Raw genomic sequence first — 18,013 nt, forward strand, 5'->3', positions numbered from 1 at the left:
GGCGGCCCTGTCCGGTCAGTCGGCGCGGACGAGGGGTTCGGTGAGGACCGACCTCAGGAGCGGGCGGCTGGTCTCGGTCGCGGCGAGCACGAGCAGGCACCCGCCGACGAGGCACCCGACGAGCAGGACGATCCCGCGCCAGTCGGTGAACGCGGCGGTCTTGAACAGCGGCGACAGCATGACGACGGCGACGAGCGACGACCCGCCCGCGACGCGGACCATCGGCCCGGTCACCTCGCGGCGACGCACGGCGTCGAGCAGCTCGACGGGCATGCCCGCGAGGTGCGCGAGCGCGTACTCGCGGCGGCGGTCGAGCACGGTCGACGCCTGCTGGATGCCGGCGGACACGGCGGCGAGCAGGAACGCGATGACGAGCGTGAGCATCGCGCCCGTGACGAGGTCGTCGTTGAGGATCTCGCCCTGCCGGTCGACCTGCTGGCCCGAGGTGAACATCGGGACGACGGCGAGCGCGCCCGCGACGAACCCGGCGAGGCCGAGGCCGCCGACCACACGCCAGGCGCCGCGGGGGTCGTCGACGAGGCGACGGGCGGCGAGCAGCCGGACGGGGGTGCGGGCGCGGCGCGCCTGGACGCGGCCCATGATCCCGAGCACCCAGGGCCCGACGAGGTTCATGGCGCCGAAGCCCGCTGCGAGGAACCCGAGCAGGACGGCGACGAGGGCCGCGGCGAGGCGGCCGGCGGCGGCGGTCGCGATCGCGAACCCGACGAGCGCGACCGCGAGGACGACGACGCGCACGACCTTGAGACCGGGCGGCGTGGTCCGGCGGGCGACGCCGAGCGGCGACACCACGACGCGGCGCAGCGACACGAGGCCGCTCACGGCGGCGAGCACGGGGACGGAGACGAGGACGGCGAGCACCACGAGGGGGCCGACCCACAGCTCGCCGACGGAGAAGGTGCCGCCCTGGAAAGGCACGAGCGCCCACAGCGGCAGGAGCGCGACGTACCCGAGCACGCCGACCACGGCCCCGACGAGCCCCTGCACGCACGTCTCGAGCAGCGACAGCGCGACGACCTCCCGCGGCGTCGCACCGAGCAGCCGCAGCGTCGCGAGACGCGCGTCGCGCCGGGCCACACCCATGCGCGCGGCGGCACCGGCGAGCGTGACCAGCGGGACGACGAGCAGGATGAGCGCGGTCCACGCGAGCTGCACGTACAGCGTGCCGAGCTCGCGCTGCAGGGCGTCGGCCGGGTGGGCCGCTCGCTCCGCGAACCCGAGCAGGCCACCGAGGACCGACAGGGTGAGCGCGGTCGACACCGCGAACGCGGTCACCGACAGCGCGGTCGTCACGCGCGTGTCGCGGCCACCCGCGCGGCGCAGGTGCGGCGCGAGGGCGACGACCGCGTTCACTGCCGCACCTCCTCGACGACGCGACCGTCGCGGACCTCGATGCGGCGCCCGCACCACGCGGCGACCTGCGGGTCGTGCGTGACGACGACGAGGCACGCCCCGACGGACCGGGTCGCCTGCGTGAGCAGCCGCATGACCTCGAACCCGTTGGCCTGGTCGAGCGCACCCGTCGGCTCGTCGGCGAACACCACGTCGGGCTGCGTCACGAGCGCGCGTGCCACGGCGACCCGCTGCGCCTGGCCGCCGGACAGCTCGCCGGGTCGACGGCCCTCCATGCCCGCGAGACCCAGCGAGTGCAGCCAGCGGGCCGCGAGGTCGGTCGCCTCCCGGCGTGACGTGCCCGTGAGCATCGCGGGCAGCGCGACGTTCTCGACCGCCGGGAGCTCGGGCAGGAGCTGCCCGTTCTGGAAGACGAACCCGTAGTGCGAGCGGCGCAGCAGCGAGCGCTCGCGCTCGTCGAGGCCGTGCACGGGACGGCCTCGCAGCGCGACGGTGCCCGCGTCGGGCACGAGGATCCCGGCGAGGCAGTGCAGCAGCGTCGACTTGCCCGACCCGGACGGGCCGGTCACGGCGAGCGCCTCGCCGTCGGCGAGGTCGAGGTCGATGCCCGCGAGCGCGGTCGTCTCGCCGAAGCGCTTGACGAGGCCGCGGGCGGACACACGGACGGTGGTCGCGGCGTCGCCGACCGTGGGGACGGCGCCGGTGGCAGGGGTGCTCATGCCGTCCAGCGTGCCCGGGCGCGCGGGCGGTGCGCGTCCCCCGGCGGTCCCGCCGTCGGGCGGGTCGACGGCGACCGCGGTCCGACCGTCGACCCCCGCGCGTCCGACCGGGGACGGACGCGACGTCGGCCCGTCGTCGCCTCGCGTGCCGCCCACCGGGTGATACCGGACAGGAATCGTGGACGCGGCACGCCCGGCAGCCGGTCCCACCTAGACTGCCACCCGTGATCTTCAAGGCGGTGGGCGAGGGCAGACCCTACCCGGACCACGGGTACGAGAGCCCCCGGCAGTGGGCCGAGGTCTCGCCGCGCGTCGTGCGCCTCGACCAGCTCGTGACGACCAAGCGCACGCTCGACCTCGACGCGCTGCTCGCCGAGGACTCCACGTTCTACGGTGACCTGTTCGCGCACGTCGTGCAGTACAAGGGCGTCATGTACCTCGAGGACGGCCTGCACCGTGCCGTGCGTGCCGCGCTCCAGCAGCGCGCCGTGCTGCACGCGCGCGTGCTCGTCGTCGAGTCGGGCGGCGGTGCGTCGGCGGCGGAGGAGCCCGGCGGCGAGCCCGCCGACGACCTCGCGTCGGACGCGACGTCGGAGACGGTCGAGCCGTGAGCGACCTGGACCGCGCCCGGGCGCTGCGCCGCCGGCACATGCACGAGCGGCAGGCCGTCATCTTCGGCGTCCTGCTCGCCGGGCTCGCGGTCGCCGGGCTCGGTGCCACGGCCGTCTACACGGGCAGCGTGAGCCTGCCGTTCGTCGCGCGCGGCTTCAGCACCGCACCGCCTCCCCCGGTCCCGGACCCCGACCCCTGCCCGCCCGCGGGTGCGCTGCCGCTCGCGTACAACCAGGTGACCGTGACGGTGCTCAACAGCACGAGCCGCGTCGGCCTCGCGGGTGGCGCGGCCGCGGAGCTCACGCAGCGCGGGTTCGTCGTCGCCGGCTCGGGCAACACGCAGCCCGCGTTCGAGGGGGTCGCGCGGATCTCGTTCGGCGTCGCCGGTGCGGCCGCCGCCTACACGCTGGCCGCGCAGCTCGAGGGCGAGGACCTGCACCTCGTCGCGCGCGAGGACCCGTCCGTCGACATGACGCTCGGCACGCAGTTCGCGGAGCTCACGCCCGCCGACCAGGTCGTGCTCGACCCGTCCGTGCCGCTCGTGGCGCCCGAGGGCTGCGTGCCGCTCGACCAGGCCGCCGTCGAGACCCCGGAGCCGGAGACGCCCGCCGCCGACGGCACGGGTGAGGGCGCCGAGGAGGCACCGGCCGAGGGCACGGAGGAGCAGGCCCCGCAGGGCTGACGCTCCTCCGACGGCCGGGCTCGCCCGCGGGCCGCGCTCCTCCGACGGCCGGGCTCGTCTCGCCGGCCGGGCTCCTCCGACGGCCGGGCTCGTCTCGCCGGCCGGGCTCCTCCGACGGCCGGGCTCCTCGCGGGCCGGGCTCGCCCCGGCGCGGGACGGCCCCGCGCAGGGCCGCCCGCGTCTCGCCGGGTCCTACGCGCGGTCGCGCCGCTCCTCCGCGGAGGGCACCGAGGCCGGGGTCGCGGGCTCCTCACCGGTGCCGCGCCAGCGGGCCACGACGCGCATGAGGTGGTAGAGCCCGATCGCGGTCGCGGTACCGAGCGCGATGCCCTCGAACCGCAGCTCGCCGACGACCCACGTGTAGTTGGCGACGCCCACGACCAGCGCGATCGCGGCAGGCACGAGGTTGACGGGGTTCGAGAAGTCGACGCGCGCCTGGATCCAGATGCGGGCGCCGAGCAGCCCGATCATGCCGTACAGCATCGTCGTGGCGCCGCCGAGCACCCCGTCGGGGATCGTCTTGATGAGCTCGCCGAACTTCGGCGACAGGCTGAGCACGAGTGCGCCGCCCGCGGCGACCCAGTACGCCGCGGTCGAGTAGACGCGCGTCGCGGCCATGACGCCGATGTTCTCGGCGTACGTCGTCGTGCCCGACCCGCCACCGAGGCCCGCGAGCGAGGTCGCGACGCCGTCGGCGAAGAGCGCGCGACCGGTGAGCGGGTCGAGGTCGCGGCCCGTCATCGCGGCGACGGACTTCACGTGGCCGACGTTCTCGGCGACCAGGACCAGGACCACGGGGACGAACAGGCCGAGGATCTCGAGGTCGAACGACGGCGCGGTGAACGGCGGCAGGCCGACCCAGGCGGCCTCGTGGAAGCGCGTGAAGTCGACCTGGCCCTGCAGCAGCGCGGCGACGTACCCGACGACCACGCCGACGAGGATCGACAGCCGGCCGAGGATGCCGCGGAACAGGACCGTCGTCAGGACGATCGCCGCGAGCGTGACGATCGCCGTGAGCGGCGCCTTCTGCACCGAGCCCCACGCGACGGGCGCGAGGTTGAACCCGATGAGCGCGACGATCGCACCGGTCACGACCGGCGGCATCACGACCTCGATCCAGTGCGACCCCGCGACGTGCACGACCGCGCCGACCGCGGCGAGCACCAGGCCCGTCACGAGGATGCCGCCGACGGCGACGGACTGCCCTCCGCTCGCGGTGGCCGCGACGACGGGGGCGATGAACGCGAAGCTCGAGCCGAGATAGCTGGGCAGCCGGTTGCGCGTGATCAGCAGGAACGCGACCGTGCCGATCGCGGAGAAGAACAACGTCGTCTGCGGGGAGAACTCGGTGATGAGCGGCACGGCGAACGTCGCGCCGAACATCGCGACGACGTGCTGCAGGCCGATCCCGACCGTCCGGGGCCACGTGAGCCGCTCGTCCGGGGAGACCACCTCGCCCGGTCGCACGTCCCGCCCGTCGCCGTGCACCGACCAGCCCAGACCCGCCATCAACCGCTCCCGTCGCATCGTCGCCGGCCCGCTCGCTGCGCCGGCTGCACCGCAGGGTACGGCCCTCCCGGCGCTCGACGCGCGGACCGCGGTCCCACGTGCCACGGTGAGCGGCAAGGAGCGCGACCCACCCACCGAGGAGGAGTCCACGATGACCGAGCCCGACGTCCCCGAGACCCGCCCCGCCCCGTCCGGCGTCATCGCGGGCGGCGCACCGGACCCCGTCCGTGACACCGCTCCGCACGCGGCACCCGCGCCCGACGACGTCGAGGCGCAGGACAGCAGCTACATCGACGACTCGACGCCGCGCGTCGTCCCGGTCGTCGGCGCCGGTCCGGCGGTCCCGCCGCCGCCGGCGCGCCCGATCCAGGAGTAGCCCGGCACGTCCGGTCCGGCCCGCGCACCGTGCCGCGGGCCGGACCGTCGGCGTGCCGTCGTCGCGCGCCCGGCCCCCGCGTCCGCCGTCGTGGGCGGAAGCCCGGCGGCGCGGGCGGTGAAGCCCGGCGGCGCGGGTGGTGAAGCCCGGCGTCGTGGGTGGTGAAGCCCGGCGTCGTGGCGGGGAGGCTCGGCGGCGCGGGTGTGGAAGCCCGGCACGGCGGACCTGACGCCCCGATAGCCTGGGGCCGCTCGTCCGCCCTCGTCCCGCACGGCCGCCGGAGGCTCCCCTGCACCGCTTGCTGCGCTCCCTGACGGCCGTCTGGGTCGCGTTCCTCGCCGTGCACGCGTGGCTCGCGTACGTCGGCGTCGTCCTCATCCCGCAGAAGGCCTTCTGGGACCTCGAGCTCTACCGGTACTGGATGTGGCTCGGCGTGCACGAGGGCCAGTGGCCCGTCCTCTCGGGCGACTGGGTGTACCCGGTGGGCGCGATCCTGCCGATGCTCGCCGCGACCGTGACCGGCCGGTGGACCGGCCCGGAGTACGCCGCGACCTGGGCCGTCCTCGTCACCGCGCTCGACGCCGCCGCGCTCGGGGTGCTGCTGCACGCGCCACGGCTCGCGCGCCCCGTCGGGAGCACCGGCCGCCGCCCGCACGAGCCCCGCACGACCACCGGTGCGTGGTGGTGGATCGGGTTCCTCGCGCTGCTGGGCCCGATCGCGATGGGCCGGCTCGACGCGGTCGTCGCCCCCGTCGTCGTCGTCGCGCTCGCCGTCACGCTGCGGCACCCGCGCGTGTCGTCGGTCCTGCTCACGGTCGCCGCGTGGGTCAAGGTCGCGCCGGGCGCGCTGCTGCTCGCGGTCGTCGTCGCGGTCCGGCGGCCGTGGCGCGACGTCGTGCTGCCTGCGGCCGTCGTGAGCGTCGTCGTCGTGGGGGCCGTGCTCGCGCTCGGAGGTGGCGCGCACGTCGCGTCGTTCCTCGGCGAGCAGGACGAGCGGGGGCTGCAGATCGAGGCGGTCGGCGCGACGCCGTGGGTGCTCGTCGGCGTGTTCAGCGACGCGGTGCGACGGCACCTCAACGAGCCGATCGTCACGTGGGAGGTGTCGGGCCCGGGCACGGCGGGGGCGGCCGACGCGCTCGGCGCGCTGTTCTTCGTCGGGCTCGCGGCCTGCGCGGTGCTGCTGTGGTGGCGCCGGCGGCACCTCGGTGACCGGTTCTGGGAGGACGCGGTCGCGCAGCGCGAGCTCGTCGTGCGCGGGGCGCTGCTGCTGGTCCTCGCGACGATCGTGCTCAACAAGGTCGGGTCGCCGCAGTACATCGGGTGGCTCGCACCGCCCGTCGCGGTCGCTCTCGCGCTGCGGCTGCCCGGGTGGCGGACGACGGCGTGGACCGTCGCCGGTGTCGCGGCCGCGACGCAGGTCGTCTTCCCCTGGGGGTACGACCAGATCCTCGGCGGCGGTCTGCTCGTGACGGCCGTGCTCGCGGCCCGGAACGTCGCGCTCGTCGTGCTGCTCGTGATGACCGCCCGCGCCCTGCTGCGGCCGCCCGCGCACGACCTCCCGCCCGCGCTCGACGCCGCCCCTGCGGCGGACGAGCCCGGTGCGGGCGCCGCGCGAGCGGTCGAGGCCCAGCCGGCAGGAGCCGCCGGACCCCGGACACCGCAGTCGGCGCCGCTGCACGGGGCGAGCGACGCCGTCTGACGGCAGGGCGGGACCGGATCAGCTGCGGGGCGGGTTCGCCTGCGCCGACGCGATGAACGCGAGCATCGACGCGCGGGACGACCCGTCGTCGATCGCGTCCTCCGACAGCCCGGTGGCCGTCGCCCACGCCTTCTCCGCCGCGTCCTTCCCCGCGAGCGCGGAGTAGGTCACGACGTAGTCGGCGAGCGGCCCGGTGAACCCGGACTCCTCGACGGCGGCCGCGATGCGCTCGGGGTCGACCCCCGTCGCGAGCGACATCTGCACCGGGCCCATCGGGATGAGCTGGATGCCGAGGATCGCCGTCGGCTCGGGGCTGAACCACGTCGCGTAGTCGCGCTTCGCGCCCCAGCTGATGGAGAACACCTCGTGGCCGAACCCGTCGAGCGCCGGGTCGTCCAGGTCGGGGGCCGTCCAGTACGCGCGCGCCGACGCGGCCTCCGTGGAGGTCATCCACGCCGCCTGCGTCGCGAGGTCGTCCTGGCCGGACGCCTGCGCCCACAGCCCGAGGCCGTTCCAGGCGTTCACGGCCTCCGAGGACGACTCCTGGTTGTTGCCGTCCGCGAAGGGCGACGTGCCCGACGCCCACGAGTGCCCGAACCACGGGTCGAACGACCGCAGCTGCGGCAGCTCGTCGGACGGCGTCGCCGCGGCGATGTCCGCCGCGAGCAGGTCCATGACCGGTGCGAGGTCGTCCGCGAGCTTCTCGTCGTCGGCGGACAGCAGACCCGCCGCCGCGAGGAGGTACCCGTAGTGGAAGTGGTGGTCGTTGAGCTCGTCCGACCCGAACGAGGGCGTGAGGCCGATCGCGGACCGGGCGGCCGCGTCGTAGACGACGCAGCGCGCGTCCCGCTCGGCGCAGCCGTCGGGCTCCGCCCACTCGCGCAGCGCGTCGGTCGTGCGGGTGCGCAGGTCGGCCACCACGTCGTCGGCGCCGAGCTGCTCGCCCAGCGTCACGAGCGACGCCGCGCGGAACAGCGCCTTGCCGCCGAAGTACGTGTCCGACGGGAACGGCTCGGTGGCCGCGACGTCGGCGCGCAGGGCGTCGACGATCGCGGTCCGACGGTCGTCGGGGACGCCGTCGAGGTCGAGCGCGCCCGTGGGCCGCACGGTGGGCGCGAACGCCGACAGGTGCGAGCCGGCGCAGAGCTCGAGCGTGCCGTACACGCTCGGGTAGGTGCCCAGGTCGCAGCCCTCACGCTCCGGCTGGGTGCCGGTGCGCTGGTGCGGCGCGAGCACGTAGGCGGACGGCGTGCCGCCCGCGGTGTTGTACGTGAGCGTCGTGCGGGCCACGTCGTCGTCCACGCCGTAGGTGACGTCGACCCCCGTGACGGGGTCGGCGGCGGCGGTCGCGAGCGCGGCGGCCGCGTCGGTGTCGGCGTCCTGCGGGACGGGGTACCAGGTCGCGGTGTCGCCCGCGGCGAGGGTGGTCGAGCCGCCCTCGGCGCCGACGAGCGCCCAGTCGGTGCCCGCGACGGTGGCCGTCGCCGGCTCGCCGTCGCCGCCGCCCGAGAACGAGCCGCCCTCGGCGGTCGCGTCCAGCGTGAGGTCCCGCTCGGCCGTCAGGCTGACGAACGGCGAGCCCTCGGCGAGGACGACGTGTCCCAGCACCGCGCCGGTCGCGTCGAGCAGGTCGACGGTCACGCTGACGGGGTCGGCGGCGCTGACCTGTGCGGACGCGGCGCCCGCGTCGACGGTCACGGCCGGGACGTGCGGTGCGACGACCGCCTTGTCGCTGGCCACCGGGTCCGGCAGGCCGAGCGTGAAGCCGGTGTCGGTGAGCGCGAACGAGACCGGCTGCGCGAAGACCGGCTGCGGCTCGTCGCCGAACACGAGCCCGCTGTACCAGCGGTTCGTCGGCGGGACGACGCCCTCGGCGAGGCGCACGGGCGCGATCTTGCCGACCGCCTTCTGCTCGACGCCGGCCGTCAGCGCGGCCGTGTCGACCTCGGGGGTGCGGGCGTCGGGCGGGCCGGCGACCGGGGCGTCCGGTGCGGAACCGCCGCCGGACCCGCCGGCCGCGGGGGCGCTGCGCCCCCACGGGCCGACGAGCACGACGACCGCGGCGAGGGTCACCACCGCGAGGGCGGCGATCCCGGCGATCAGCCAGCGGCGACGACGGGGCGCCGGTGCGGGCGGGGACAGGGGCGGGTGGTCCGTGGTGCGTGCCGTCATCCGAAGAGGCCCTTCAGGTAGGTCTTGACGGAGTCGGCGGTGCGGGTGACCACCCCGTCGTTCGTGAGGTGGAGCTCCGCGGTCACGGGGGTGCCGGCCGAGACGAGCCCGTCACCGTCACCCTCCACGAGCTCGTCGCCCGTGATGGTGAAGACGGCCTGCGCCTGCCCGCCGACGGTCTCGACGTCGTTCCGCTCGACCGTCGCGGCGATCTCCCGCTGGTCGGGCAGCACGACGGTCACGTCGGCGCCGTCCGGGACGCGGGCGTACTCCTTGGCGGACAGCCGGTACTCGGCCTGCACGTAGAGCGTGCCGGCGCGCTGGACGGTGGCGAGCTCGGACGCCGACTGCACGAACGTGCCGCGCTCGGAGCCGACCTTGGTGACCGTGCCGTCGCCCGTCGCGAGGATGACGAGCTTGCCGTCGGGGTCGATCTGGGTGGCCTCGGTCGCCTGGCGGGCGAAGCCGTTGCGGATGTCGTACTGCAGGGTCGCGGAGTCGATGACGAACAGCGGGTCGCCCGTCTTCACGGTGTCGCCCACGTCGACCTTCTGGTCGACGACGAGACCCGAGTACGGGGTCCCGACGCTGTACGTGCGGGCGAGGATCTGCGCGGAGTCGCTCGTCGCGACCCCCCGGGTCTCGTTGAGCTGGTACGTCGCGAGCGCGGCGATCATCGCGACGACGATCACGCCGACGACGAGTCGGATGCGGCTGGCCCAGGTCATGCGGCACCTCCGGTGAGTGCGAGCTTCGGGTCGGCCGCGTCGTTGCGACGGGTGGACTCCTGGTCGGCGCGGGCGGCGCGGGCCGCGAGACGGCCGGCGTGCCCCTCCTTCCAGGCGGTGATGACGAAACCGCCGAGGATCAGCGTGTTCGTCGCGTTCCAGGCGAGCGCGAGGCTCAGGTAGCCGTTGCCGAGGTCCTTCCAGACGCCGACGACGGTGGTGAGCAGCAGGAACACGAAGAACATGACCTGCGGCTGCATGAAGGCGAACGGCGAGCGATAGGCGCCCTTCTGGCCGGTGACGTGCCACTTCTGGTCCTTGCGGAAGATCGCGTTGACCAGGGCCCTCGTGTAGATCGGGAACGACACGGACGCGAGCAGCAGCACCTCCCACCGGAAGGAGCCGAGCGTGTAGAAGGCCAGGATGATCTGCATGACGTAGAACCCGGCGTAGTACAGCGCCCACTGGCCGGGCGTGATCGACAGGTTCATCGGGGTGAGGTCGAAGAAGATCTGCAGCGGCGGCACGAGCAGCAGGAGCAGCGGTGCGATCCCCGTGAGGTAGTGCGTCGCGGTCACCGTGTACATGAGCCGCTGGTCCATCGTCAGGCGACGCTTCCGGGACAGCGGGTTGTGGGTGAGCATGATCTCGAAGCCGCCGGTCGCCCAGCGGAGCTGCTGCTTCGTGTACGCCTCGACGGTCTCGGGCGTGTCACCCACGGCGAGGGTCGTGGGGATGTAGATCGTCCGCCAGCCCTTCTCGTGGAGCATGAGCGACGTCCACACGTCCTCCGACTTCGAGTCGGAGTAGATGCCGCCGATGGAGTCGATCGCGGCGCGGCGGAAGATCACGTTGGTGCCGACGCAGAACGCGGCGTTGAACCGGTTCCGGCCCGGCTGGACGAACTTGTAGAACACGGCCTGCATGTAGCCGGCGCCGCGGGAGATGATCGTGTGCAGGTTGCCGTACGTCTGCGGGGTCTGCACGAACGCGACGTCGTCCGTCGCGAAGAACGGCACCGTCTCGTGCAGGAACTCGGGCCTCGGCACGAAGTCCGCGTCGAACACGACGAAGAAGTCGCCGCGGGTCAGGGACAGCGCGTGGTTGATGTTGCCGGCCTTCGCGCCGTTGCTCGACAGGCGCCGCACGTAGCGGGCCCCGAGCTCGGCGGCGAGGTCGCGGACCTCGTCGCTGCGGCCGTCGTCGAGCACGTAGGTGTCGTGGCGGCCCTGCATGGCGACGGCCGCCGTGACGGTGCGTCGGATGGTGTCCAGGTCCTCGCCGTACGTCGTGATGAAGACGTCGACGCTGATCGGCCACTCCTGGAGGTACATCCGCCAGTCCTGCGGACGCTTCTCGGTCTTGTCGCGGACGATCTCCGCGATGTCGTACAGCCTGTCCTGCGCGAGGTGGAACCCGAAGTTGCGCGGGTTGTGCCCGCTGGACAGCACGGTCCACATCGCCAGCAGCGCGTGGACCACGAGCACCGTCTCCGCGAGCATGACCATCACGTACGGCAGCCAGTCACCCCGGTTGGCCGGGTTGAGCAGGAAGATCGCGTAGACGATGACGCCGGTCGCCGCCAGCAGCACGAGCAGCAGCAGCGACGGGCTCTGGGCCTCGTTGTTCTCGGGTGTGCGGGTCGGTCTGATCCGCTCGGACTCGGTCCTGCGCGGCTCGATCACGAGCCTGTCGAAAGTTGTGGCCACGTAGCGCCCCCATGGTGGTCGTCCGGTCGAGCGGAGGGCTCGTGACAGAACCCTCCGTTGCGACGGCGACGCTGGCGCCGGGCCCACGAGAAGCGGGAGGCGCCGCAGGAACCCAGTTGCGTCGGGTGGGTTCCCGGCGGGCGTCGCCGCCCCGTGATGTCTTCGAACGTACGGACGTATGCCCGGTTAGTCCACGCGCGCCCGGTGTGCGCCGGGTCACAGTTCGGGTCAGATCGGGCGAACCGGAGATGAACGCGCAGGACGAACGGGCAGGTGGCCATGCGTGGCGGCGTCGGCCCAGGCCACCCGTGTGACGTCCACGGAGAGACGTCCCATGTCTCAGGGCGCGAGACACGGGACGTCGCTCCGGGCAACGGGTTTCACCGGAGGGGGACCCGGCTCACCCGATCGGGCTCGTCAGCCCAGGCGCGGCACCACCTCGCGCGCGACGAGGTCCAGGTGGTCGAGGTCCTGCAGGTCCAGGACCTGCAGGTACACCCGCGACAAGCCCTGCTCGCGCAGCCGTCCCAGGCGGTCAACGACCTCGTCGACCGTGCCCGCGATCCCGTGCTCCCGCAGCTCGTCGACCTCGCGGCCGATCGCCTGCGCGCGGCGTGCGATCTGCGCCTCGTCCGACCCGACGCACAGCACGAGGGCCGCCGAGCGGACCAGGCTCTCCTTCGCGCGGCCCGCCTCCTCCAGCGCACGGTCCACGTTCGCGAGCTTCGCCTCGACCTCGTCGAACGCCGGGAACGCGAGGTTGAACTCCGCCGCGTGCCGCGCCGCGAGCGCCGGCGTGCGACGCGGGCCGCTGCCGCCGACGATCACCGGCACACCGGCCTTCGACGGGTCGAGCGGCGACTGCTGGACGGGCTTCGGCAGCGCCGGGGAGTCCGTCAACGTGTAGTGGGCGCCCGCATGGTCGAACGTCTCCCCCACGGGCGTGCCCCACAGGCCGGTGACGACCGCGAGCTGCTCCTCGAGGATGCCGAAGCGCTTCTCCGGGAACGGGATGCCGTACGCCGCGTGCTCCTGCGCGAACCAGCCCGTGCCCAGCCCCAGCTCGACGCGGCCGCCCGACATCTGGTCGACCTGCGCCACCTGGATCGCGAGGATCCCCGGGTGGCGGAACGTCGCCGACGACACCAGCGTGCCCAGCCGGATGCGGCTCGTCTCCCGCGCCAGCCCTGCCAGCGTCGTCCACGCGTCCGTCGGGCCCGGCAGGCCGTCGCCGCCCATCGTCAGGTAGTGGTCGGAACGGAAGAAGGCGTCGAAGCCCAGGTCCTCGGTGGCCTTCGCCACCGCGAGCAGGTCGTCGTACGTGGCCCCCTGCTGGGGCTCGGTGAAGATGCGCAGATCCATGCCCCCACCCTCACACGCACCGCGGGCACCGCACGCCGTCGCCACCGGTGGTGGGGGCGCACGGGACACTGCCGCACCTGCGACCGCCGCACCCGCGGCCAGGTGGGGCCAGGCGTGAAGAGGCGGGTGTGAGGGGAGTGGTCGTCAGGGGTGAGGTGGGTGAGAGGGCCGGTCAGAGGCGTCCTGCGCGGGCGCGGGGTCGCCGGGCGCGTGCGAGGGTGGAGGGGTGCCGCACCGACCGCTGACCTCGTCCGCCCGGGCCGCCGACGCGCTCGCGGTCGCCGACTGGCGACGCCGCGTGGCCGAGACGTACGCCGATGTCCGCCGGATCGCCGTCGAGGACCCGCCCGCCGCGCACGCCGTCTGGGTGCAGCGCCGTGACGAGCTGTTCGCCGAGCACCCCGCGTCCCCGCTCGACGGGCCGACGCGCGCGTCGTTCGCCGGGCTCGAGGTCGCGCGCTACGACGCCGCCTACCGGTTCGAGGTCGAGGTCCGCCCCGCCGACCCGCAGCGGCTCGACGTCGCGACCGGCACCGACGGGGTCGTGCCCTTCGAGCGCGTCGGCGTCGTCGAGCTGCCTGACGTCGGGACGCTCGCCGTCTGGGCGCTGCGGTCCTACGGCGGTGGGCTGTTCCTGCCGGTGCGCGACGCGTCCGGCGGGCAGCCGGGCGGCACGTTCGGCGGCGGGCGGTACGTGCTCGACACGATCAAGGGCGCCGACCTCGGCACGTCGCACGGGCTGCTGGTCGTCGACCTGAACTTCGCGTACAACCCGTCGTGCGCCTACGACCCGTCGTGGGCGTGCCCGCTGGCCACGCGCGCGAACACCGTCACCGTCGACCTCCCCGTCGGCGAGCGCACCTTCCCGCTCCCCGACGAGCCGACCGGCTGACAGCGCCCGCAGAGGCACGCGCGGCCGTCCTGCCGACCGGCGCCTCCGCCGACCACCGGCGACGCGCCGACGTGCCGACGTGCCGACGTGCCGGCGTCAGCGCTGGCAGACGGGGCAGAAGTAGAGCTTGCGACCCGCCATCTCCTCGACGACGACCGGGGTGCCGCACACGCGGCACGGCAGGCCACCACGGCCGTACACCCAGTGCCGCTCGCTGGTGTCGACGATCGCGCGCGCACGTCCGTCGGCGTCCAGGTCCTCCCGCGTCAGCATGGCGCCTGTGCGGATGCCGTCGGGCAGCAGCACCGCCCAGTCGTCCCAGATCGCGCGGACGACCTCGCGGGGGACGCGGCGGCCGGGCGTGTGCGGGTCGAGCCGGGCGCGGAACAGCAGCTCGGCGCGGTAGATGTTGCCGATCCCCGCGACGACGGACTGGTCCATGAGCAGCTGCCCGACCGCGACACCGCGCGACGTGATCCGCTCGACGACGACCTGCCCCGCCGCGTCGAGGTCGTCCGTCGACGCCGGGTCCGGGCCGAGGCGGTCGACGACGGCCTGCGCCTCCGACGGGTCGAGCACCTCGCACGCCGACGGGCCGCGCAGGTCGGCGACGGACTCCTCGGTCGCGAGCCGCACGCGCACCGCTCCGACGGGGTCGGGCGGGAAGGACGCGACGAGACCGCCCTCCGCCGACGGGGGCTCGCGCTCGTCCTCGCCCATCCGCACGGCCCGGCGCAGCCGCGGCGCGCCCATCGAGCCGCGCACGTCCTGGCCGTCGACGATCGGCGAGACGACGCCGAAGAAGTCCCACGCGCCGTACAGGCCGAGGTGCACGCGCAGGACGTCGCCGCTCTCGAACGTCGCGAACATGTGCTTGCCGACCGCGGCCGTCTCGGTGAGGACCTGCCCGTCGAGGCGCGCGGCCCCGGCGGCGAAGCGACCCTGCGGGGAGGACACGGCGAGCCGGTGACCGGCGAAGTCGGCGGTGAACTGGCGGGCGATGCGGTGGACGGTATGACCCTCGGGCACGGTCACGCACGCTAACGCGTGCTGCCGCCTCCCGCCCGGTCGCCGTCGCGTCGCCGCCGCCGCCGGGGTGGGTGCCGCCGGTGCGACGACGACTCGAGAGCGCGACATCGATGTCGCGCTCTCGAGCGGATGTCGCACCTGCGAGGGGGCGGTCGGCGTCGGGCGGTCGACCCGCGGGACGGCGCCGGGCGGTCGACCCGCGGATGGGTGTCAGACGGTCGGGCCCGCCAGCGGGAAGGCGGCCGGCGCGGGGCGCGACGGCTCGTCCGCGAGCTGCGGCACGACGTCGCCCGACGACCGCGTCGCGGCCTCGTGCGCGGCGACCAGCACGTCGGTGATCTCCCGGCCGAGCAGCTCGTGCCGCTCGAGCAGGGCGTCGCGCAGCGCCTCGACGAGGTACCGGTGGCGCGACAGGAGCCGCCGCACGGTCGCGCGCGCGTCCTCGAGCACCTGCTCGAGCTGCTCCCGCGCCCGCCCGTCCCCGACGACCGCGTCGACCAGCGGCTTCTCCGTCGCGAGGAACGACACCAGCGACCCGGTCATGCCCGCCGCGCCGACCATCTGCGCGGCCGTGCGCGTGGCCGCGGCGAGGTCGCTCGCGGGGCCGGTCGTCGTCTGGCCGAAGAACAGCTCCTCGGCGACCCAGCCGCCCATCGCGATCTGCACGAGCGCCCGCAGGTCGCCCTGCGACCGCGTCCAGACCTCCTCGCAGTCGCCGTGCGCGAGCAGCCCGAGCGCCTCACCGCGGCGGATGATCGTCAGCACCTCGAGCGACCGGTTCGGCGCGACGAGCCACGCCGTGACCGCGTGCCCGGCCTCGTGCGTCGCGATGAGCTCCTGCTCGGCGCGCGTGTACCGGACGGGCTGGCCGATGCCGACCATCTCGGTGATGCGGGCGGTCTCGACGTCCTGGAACGACATCGTGAGCGAGCCGCGGCGCAGGGCGTTCACGAGCGCCTCGTCGAGCAGGTGCTCGATCATCACGGGCGTCCAGCCGTTCGTCGACGCGGCCACGCGGTCACGGGCGACCGGGTCGTCGAGCTCCGCGTCGTGCGCGCGACGTGCGAGGAAGTGGTCGACGAGCGCGCGACGGCCGTGCGCGTCGGGCGCGGCGAACATGAGCCGGCGGTCGAACCGGCCGGGCCGCAGCAGCGCGGGGTCGAGCGAGTCGGCGCGGTTCGTCGCCGCGATCAGCAGGATCGGTGCGCGTCCGGGGCGGCGCTGGCGGATCTGGCGCGTCGCGGGGAGGAACAGGTTCACCGCGGCGACCAGCCGGTTGTACGCCTTGTCGCCGCCCGTGGGCTCGTCGAACGACTGCATCTGCACGAGGAGCTCGTTGACGACGCCGCCCGTGCCCTCGCTCATCATCGCGTTCGTCACGAGGCCCGGCGCACCGGCGGACGCCGCACCGACGAGGGTCCGCGACGACGACGCCCCGAGCATCCCGCCGCGGCGCAGCGCGATCGCGTCGATCTCCTCGATGAACCCGATCGCCCCGCCCTCGGTGCGTGCCGCGCGGCGCAGCGCCCGGAAGTACGCGCGGATCTTGCGCGCCGTCGCGCCGTAGTACATCGACTGGAACGACGTCGCCGACACGAACAGGAACGGGACGCCCGCCTCTGCGGCCATCGCCTTCGCGGTCATCGTCTTGCCGGTGCCGGGCGCGCCCTCGAAGAGCAGTCCGCGCCGCGGGGTGCCGCCCATCTGGTCGGCGAACTGCCGGTGCGTCTGGAACAGGTCGATCGAGCGGCGGACGTCCTCCTTCACCGGGTCGATCCCGATGACGTCGTCGAGCCGGACGTCGACCTGCTCGGGCCGGTAGGTGAGGTGCGGCGACCGCGCGGACCCGACCTGCGTGCCGACGAGCAGGAGCAGCATCGCCCCGAAGAACAGGACCGGGACCAGGATCAGCGGGTCGACCGCCGGGAGCGACGGCAGCGGGTCGCGGCCCAGCAGCGCGCTGACGATCACGTACGCCTCGGCCGCGAGCACGAAGGCGGCGAGCCGGTAGACGCGACGACGGCGCATGCGCTCGCGGTCGAGCGCGATGTCGTGCGCACCCTTGCGGATCGGGGAGACCAGCTCGTCCTCGTGCATGCGTCCGCCTTCCGTCGGCTCGGTCGCACCATCGTCAGCGCCCGTCGGAGGCCCGGCAACATCGGACATACCGGACCACCCGAACGGACCAACCGGACGAACCGTGCGGCGCGGCCTCTGTCAGGCGTCGGCGCGCAGGGTGCGCCGCAGCGCCTCGACCTCGAGGGGCGTGAGCCCGAGCCCGTCGGCGAGGTACCCGTCGAAGGACCCGAACCGGGCTTCGACCGTGTCGAGCGCGGCCCGCAGGTAGTCCTCGCGCACCTCGAGGAACGGGGAGACGAGAGCCGGGTTGCCGCCCGCGGCCTCGAGCTGCGCGAGCAGTGGCGCGAACGTCGCCCGGACCGCCGGGTTGACGGCGAGGAACTCGTCCGTCGCGCCGTCCTCGTCGACTCCTGCCGCGAGCAGCAGCACGGTCGCGGCCCATCCCGTGCGGTCCTTGCCGGCTGTGCAGTGGAAGAGCACCGGGGTGCCCTGCGCGTCGATCACCGTGCGCGCGAACGTCGCGTAACCCGCGAGCGCCGCGGGCGAGGACACCAGCCGGCGGTACGTGGCGCGCATCTGCTCGGGGACGTCCATGCCGTCGAGCGTCTCGAGGAGTACCGCCGGGCGGGTGAGCAGCGTGGCGGCCTGGGCGGCGGCGTTCCCGGGGAGATCGGCGAGCACGTCGAGCTCGACGAGCCGCGCGCCTGCGGGCAGCCGCTCGGGACGTGCCTCGCGTTCGGCGGCGGTGCGCAGGTCGACGACGGTGCGCACGCCGAGCGCGGTGAGCACGGGGTCGTCGGGCACGCCGTCCGACGTGAGCTCGGCCGAGCGGAACGCGACGCCGCGCGCGACGGTCCCGCCGTCCGCGGTCGGGCGGCCGCCGAGGTCACGGAGGTTGGTCACGGCGGTCGCGGGGAGCACGTGCGGGTCGACGACGTCCGTCATGCGGCGATCGTGGCACGGCGGCGGCGAGCCGGCGACGCTCGCGCGGTCCCGGGCCCGGTCCCGGTCGCGGTCGCGGCGAGGCCGTGACGCCCGCGCGATCCGGCGAAGAGACGCGAAATCCCGACCGGT

At 74.5% G+C, this 18,013-nt stretch carries 15 protein-coding genes; 5 read left to right on the top strand and 10 right to left on the bottom strand.

The window, feature by feature from the left end:
• Nucleotides 1–15: 15 nt before the first annotated feature.
• On the bottom strand, nucleotides 16–1,371 hold the full coding sequence (locus tag GXP71_RS14525; protein WP_162353225.1) for an FtsX-like permease family protein: 1,356 nt from the start codon (nucleotides 1,369–1,371) through the stop codon (nucleotides 16–18).
• On the bottom strand, nucleotides 1,368–2,090 hold the full coding sequence (locus GXP71_RS14530) for an ABC transporter ATP-binding protein (RefSeq protein ID WP_162353226.1): 723 nt from the start codon (nucleotides 2,088–2,090) through the stop codon (nucleotides 1,368–1,370). Before GXP71_RS14530 ends, GXP71_RS14525 begins: the two co-directional genes overlap by 4 nt.
• Before the next feature lie 224 nt (nucleotides 2,091–2,314).
• Between GXP71_RS14530 and GXP71_RS14535 the strand changes: the two genes are divergently transcribed.
• Nucleotides 2,315–2,701 carry a type II toxin-antitoxin system VapB family antitoxin gene (locus tag GXP71_RS14535; RefSeq protein WP_238402427.1) on the top strand — a complete coding sequence of 129 codons (387 nt, stop codon included), beginning with the start codon at nucleotides 2,315–2,317 and terminating at the stop codon, nucleotides 2,699–2,701.
• On the top strand, nucleotides 2,698–3,384 hold the full coding sequence (locus GXP71_RS14540; RefSeq protein ID WP_162353227.1) for a LytR C-terminal domain-containing protein: 687 nt from the start codon (nucleotides 2,698–2,700) through the stop codon (nucleotides 3,382–3,384). The genes GXP71_RS14535 and GXP71_RS14540 overlap by 4 nt, the downstream gene beginning before the upstream one ends.
• Nucleotides 3,385–3,576: 192 nt before the next feature.
• On the opposite strand, the gene GXP71_RS14545 is transcribed toward GXP71_RS14540, so the two are convergent.
• Entirely contained in the window at nucleotides 3,577–4,893 is a 1,317-nt protein-coding gene (locus tag GXP71_RS14545; protein WP_162353228.1) for a uracil-xanthine permease family protein, read from the bottom strand.
• A gap of 151 nt (nucleotides 4,894–5,044) precedes the next feature.
• On the opposite strand from GXP71_RS14545, the gene GXP71_RS14550 reads away from it, so the two are divergent.
• Both GXP71_RS14550 and GXP71_RS14555 read left to right on the top strand, forming a co-directional pair.
• Nucleotides 5,045–5,269 carry a hypothetical protein gene (locus tag GXP71_RS14550; RefSeq protein ID WP_162353229.1) on the top strand — a complete coding sequence of 75 codons (225 nt, stop codon included), beginning with the start codon at nucleotides 5,045–5,047 and terminating at the stop codon, nucleotides 5,267–5,269.
• Nucleotides 5,270–5,567: 298 nt separating this feature from the next.
• The gene (locus GXP71_RS14555) at nucleotides 5,568–6,968 is read left to right on the top strand and encodes a glycosyltransferase 87 family protein (RefSeq protein ID WP_238402428.1); all 1,401 of its coding nucleotides are present in this window, start codon (nucleotides 5,568–5,570) and stop codon (nucleotides 6,966–6,968) included.
• An 18-nt stretch (nucleotides 6,969–6,986) separates the two neighbouring features.
• Here the strand turns inward: GXP71_RS14555 and GXP71_RS14560 are convergent, their stop codons facing one another.
• The 4 genes from GXP71_RS14560 to GXP71_RS14575 all read right to left on the bottom strand — a co-directional run bounded on the left by GXP71_RS14560 (nucleotide 6,987) and on the right by GXP71_RS14575 (nucleotide 12,939).
• Nucleotides 6,987–9,140 (bottom strand): glycosyl hydrolase, encoded by a 2,154-nt coding sequence (locus GXP71_RS14560; protein WP_162353230.1) that lies wholly within the window; start codon nucleotides 9,138–9,140, stop codon nucleotides 6,987–6,989.
• Complete coding sequence (locus tag GXP71_RS14565; RefSeq protein WP_124343538.1) at nucleotides 9,137–9,868, bottom strand: HlyD family efflux transporter periplasmic adaptor subunit; 732 nt, start codon at nucleotides 9,866–9,868, stop codon at nucleotides 9,137–9,139. Before GXP71_RS14565 ends, GXP71_RS14560 begins: the two co-directional genes overlap by 4 nt.
• Nucleotides 9,865–11,577 (bottom strand): glycosyltransferase, encoded by a 1,713-nt coding sequence (locus tag GXP71_RS14570; protein WP_162353231.1) that lies wholly within the window; start codon nucleotides 11,575–11,577, stop codon nucleotides 9,865–9,867. Before GXP71_RS14570 ends, GXP71_RS14565 begins: the two co-directional genes overlap by 4 nt.
• Nucleotides 11,578–11,994: 417 nt before the next feature.
• Nucleotides 11,995–12,939: an LLM class F420-dependent oxidoreductase gene (locus tag GXP71_RS14575; RefSeq protein WP_162353232.1), complete on the bottom strand. Its 945-nt coding sequence runs from the start codon at nucleotides 12,937–12,939 to the stop codon at nucleotides 11,995–11,997.
• Between the two features lie 226 nt (nucleotides 12,940–13,165).
• Here GXP71_RS14575 and GXP71_RS14580 point away from each other — a divergent pair, with 226 nt between their 5' ends.
• Nucleotides 13,166–13,831 (top strand): DUF1684 domain-containing protein, encoded by a 666-nt coding sequence (locus tag GXP71_RS14580; RefSeq protein WP_238402429.1) that lies wholly within the window; start codon nucleotides 13,166–13,168, stop codon nucleotides 13,829–13,831.
• Between the two features lie 96 nt (nucleotides 13,832–13,927).
• On the opposite strand, the gene GXP71_RS14585 is transcribed toward GXP71_RS14580, so the two are convergent.
• The 3 genes from GXP71_RS14585 to GXP71_RS14595 form a co-directional block, all read right to left on the bottom strand.
• Nucleotides 13,928–14,860, bottom strand: a complete 933-nt coding sequence (locus tag GXP71_RS14585; RefSeq protein WP_162353233.1) for an Fpg/Nei family DNA glycosylase — start codon at nucleotides 14,858–14,860, stop codon at nucleotides 13,928–13,930.
• Nucleotides 14,861–15,070: 210 nt separating this feature from the next.
• Nucleotides 15,071–16,957, bottom strand: a complete 1,887-nt coding sequence (locus GXP71_RS14590; protein ID WP_162353234.1) for an AAA family ATPase — start codon at nucleotides 16,955–16,957, stop codon at nucleotides 15,071–15,073.
• Between the two features lie 120 nt (nucleotides 16,958–17,077).
• On the bottom strand, nucleotides 17,078–17,884 hold the full coding sequence (locus tag GXP71_RS14595) for a tyrosine-protein phosphatase (RefSeq protein ID WP_162353235.1): 807 nt from the start codon (nucleotides 17,882–17,884) through the stop codon (nucleotides 17,078–17,080).
• Nucleotides 17,885–18,013: the final 129 nt, after the last annotated feature.

The sequence above is a fragment of the Cellulomonas sp. H30R-01 genome (assembly GCF_010119915.1).
Lineage (GTDB): Bacteria > Actinomycetota > Actinomycetes > Actinomycetales > Cellulomonadaceae > Cellulomonas > Cellulomonas algicola.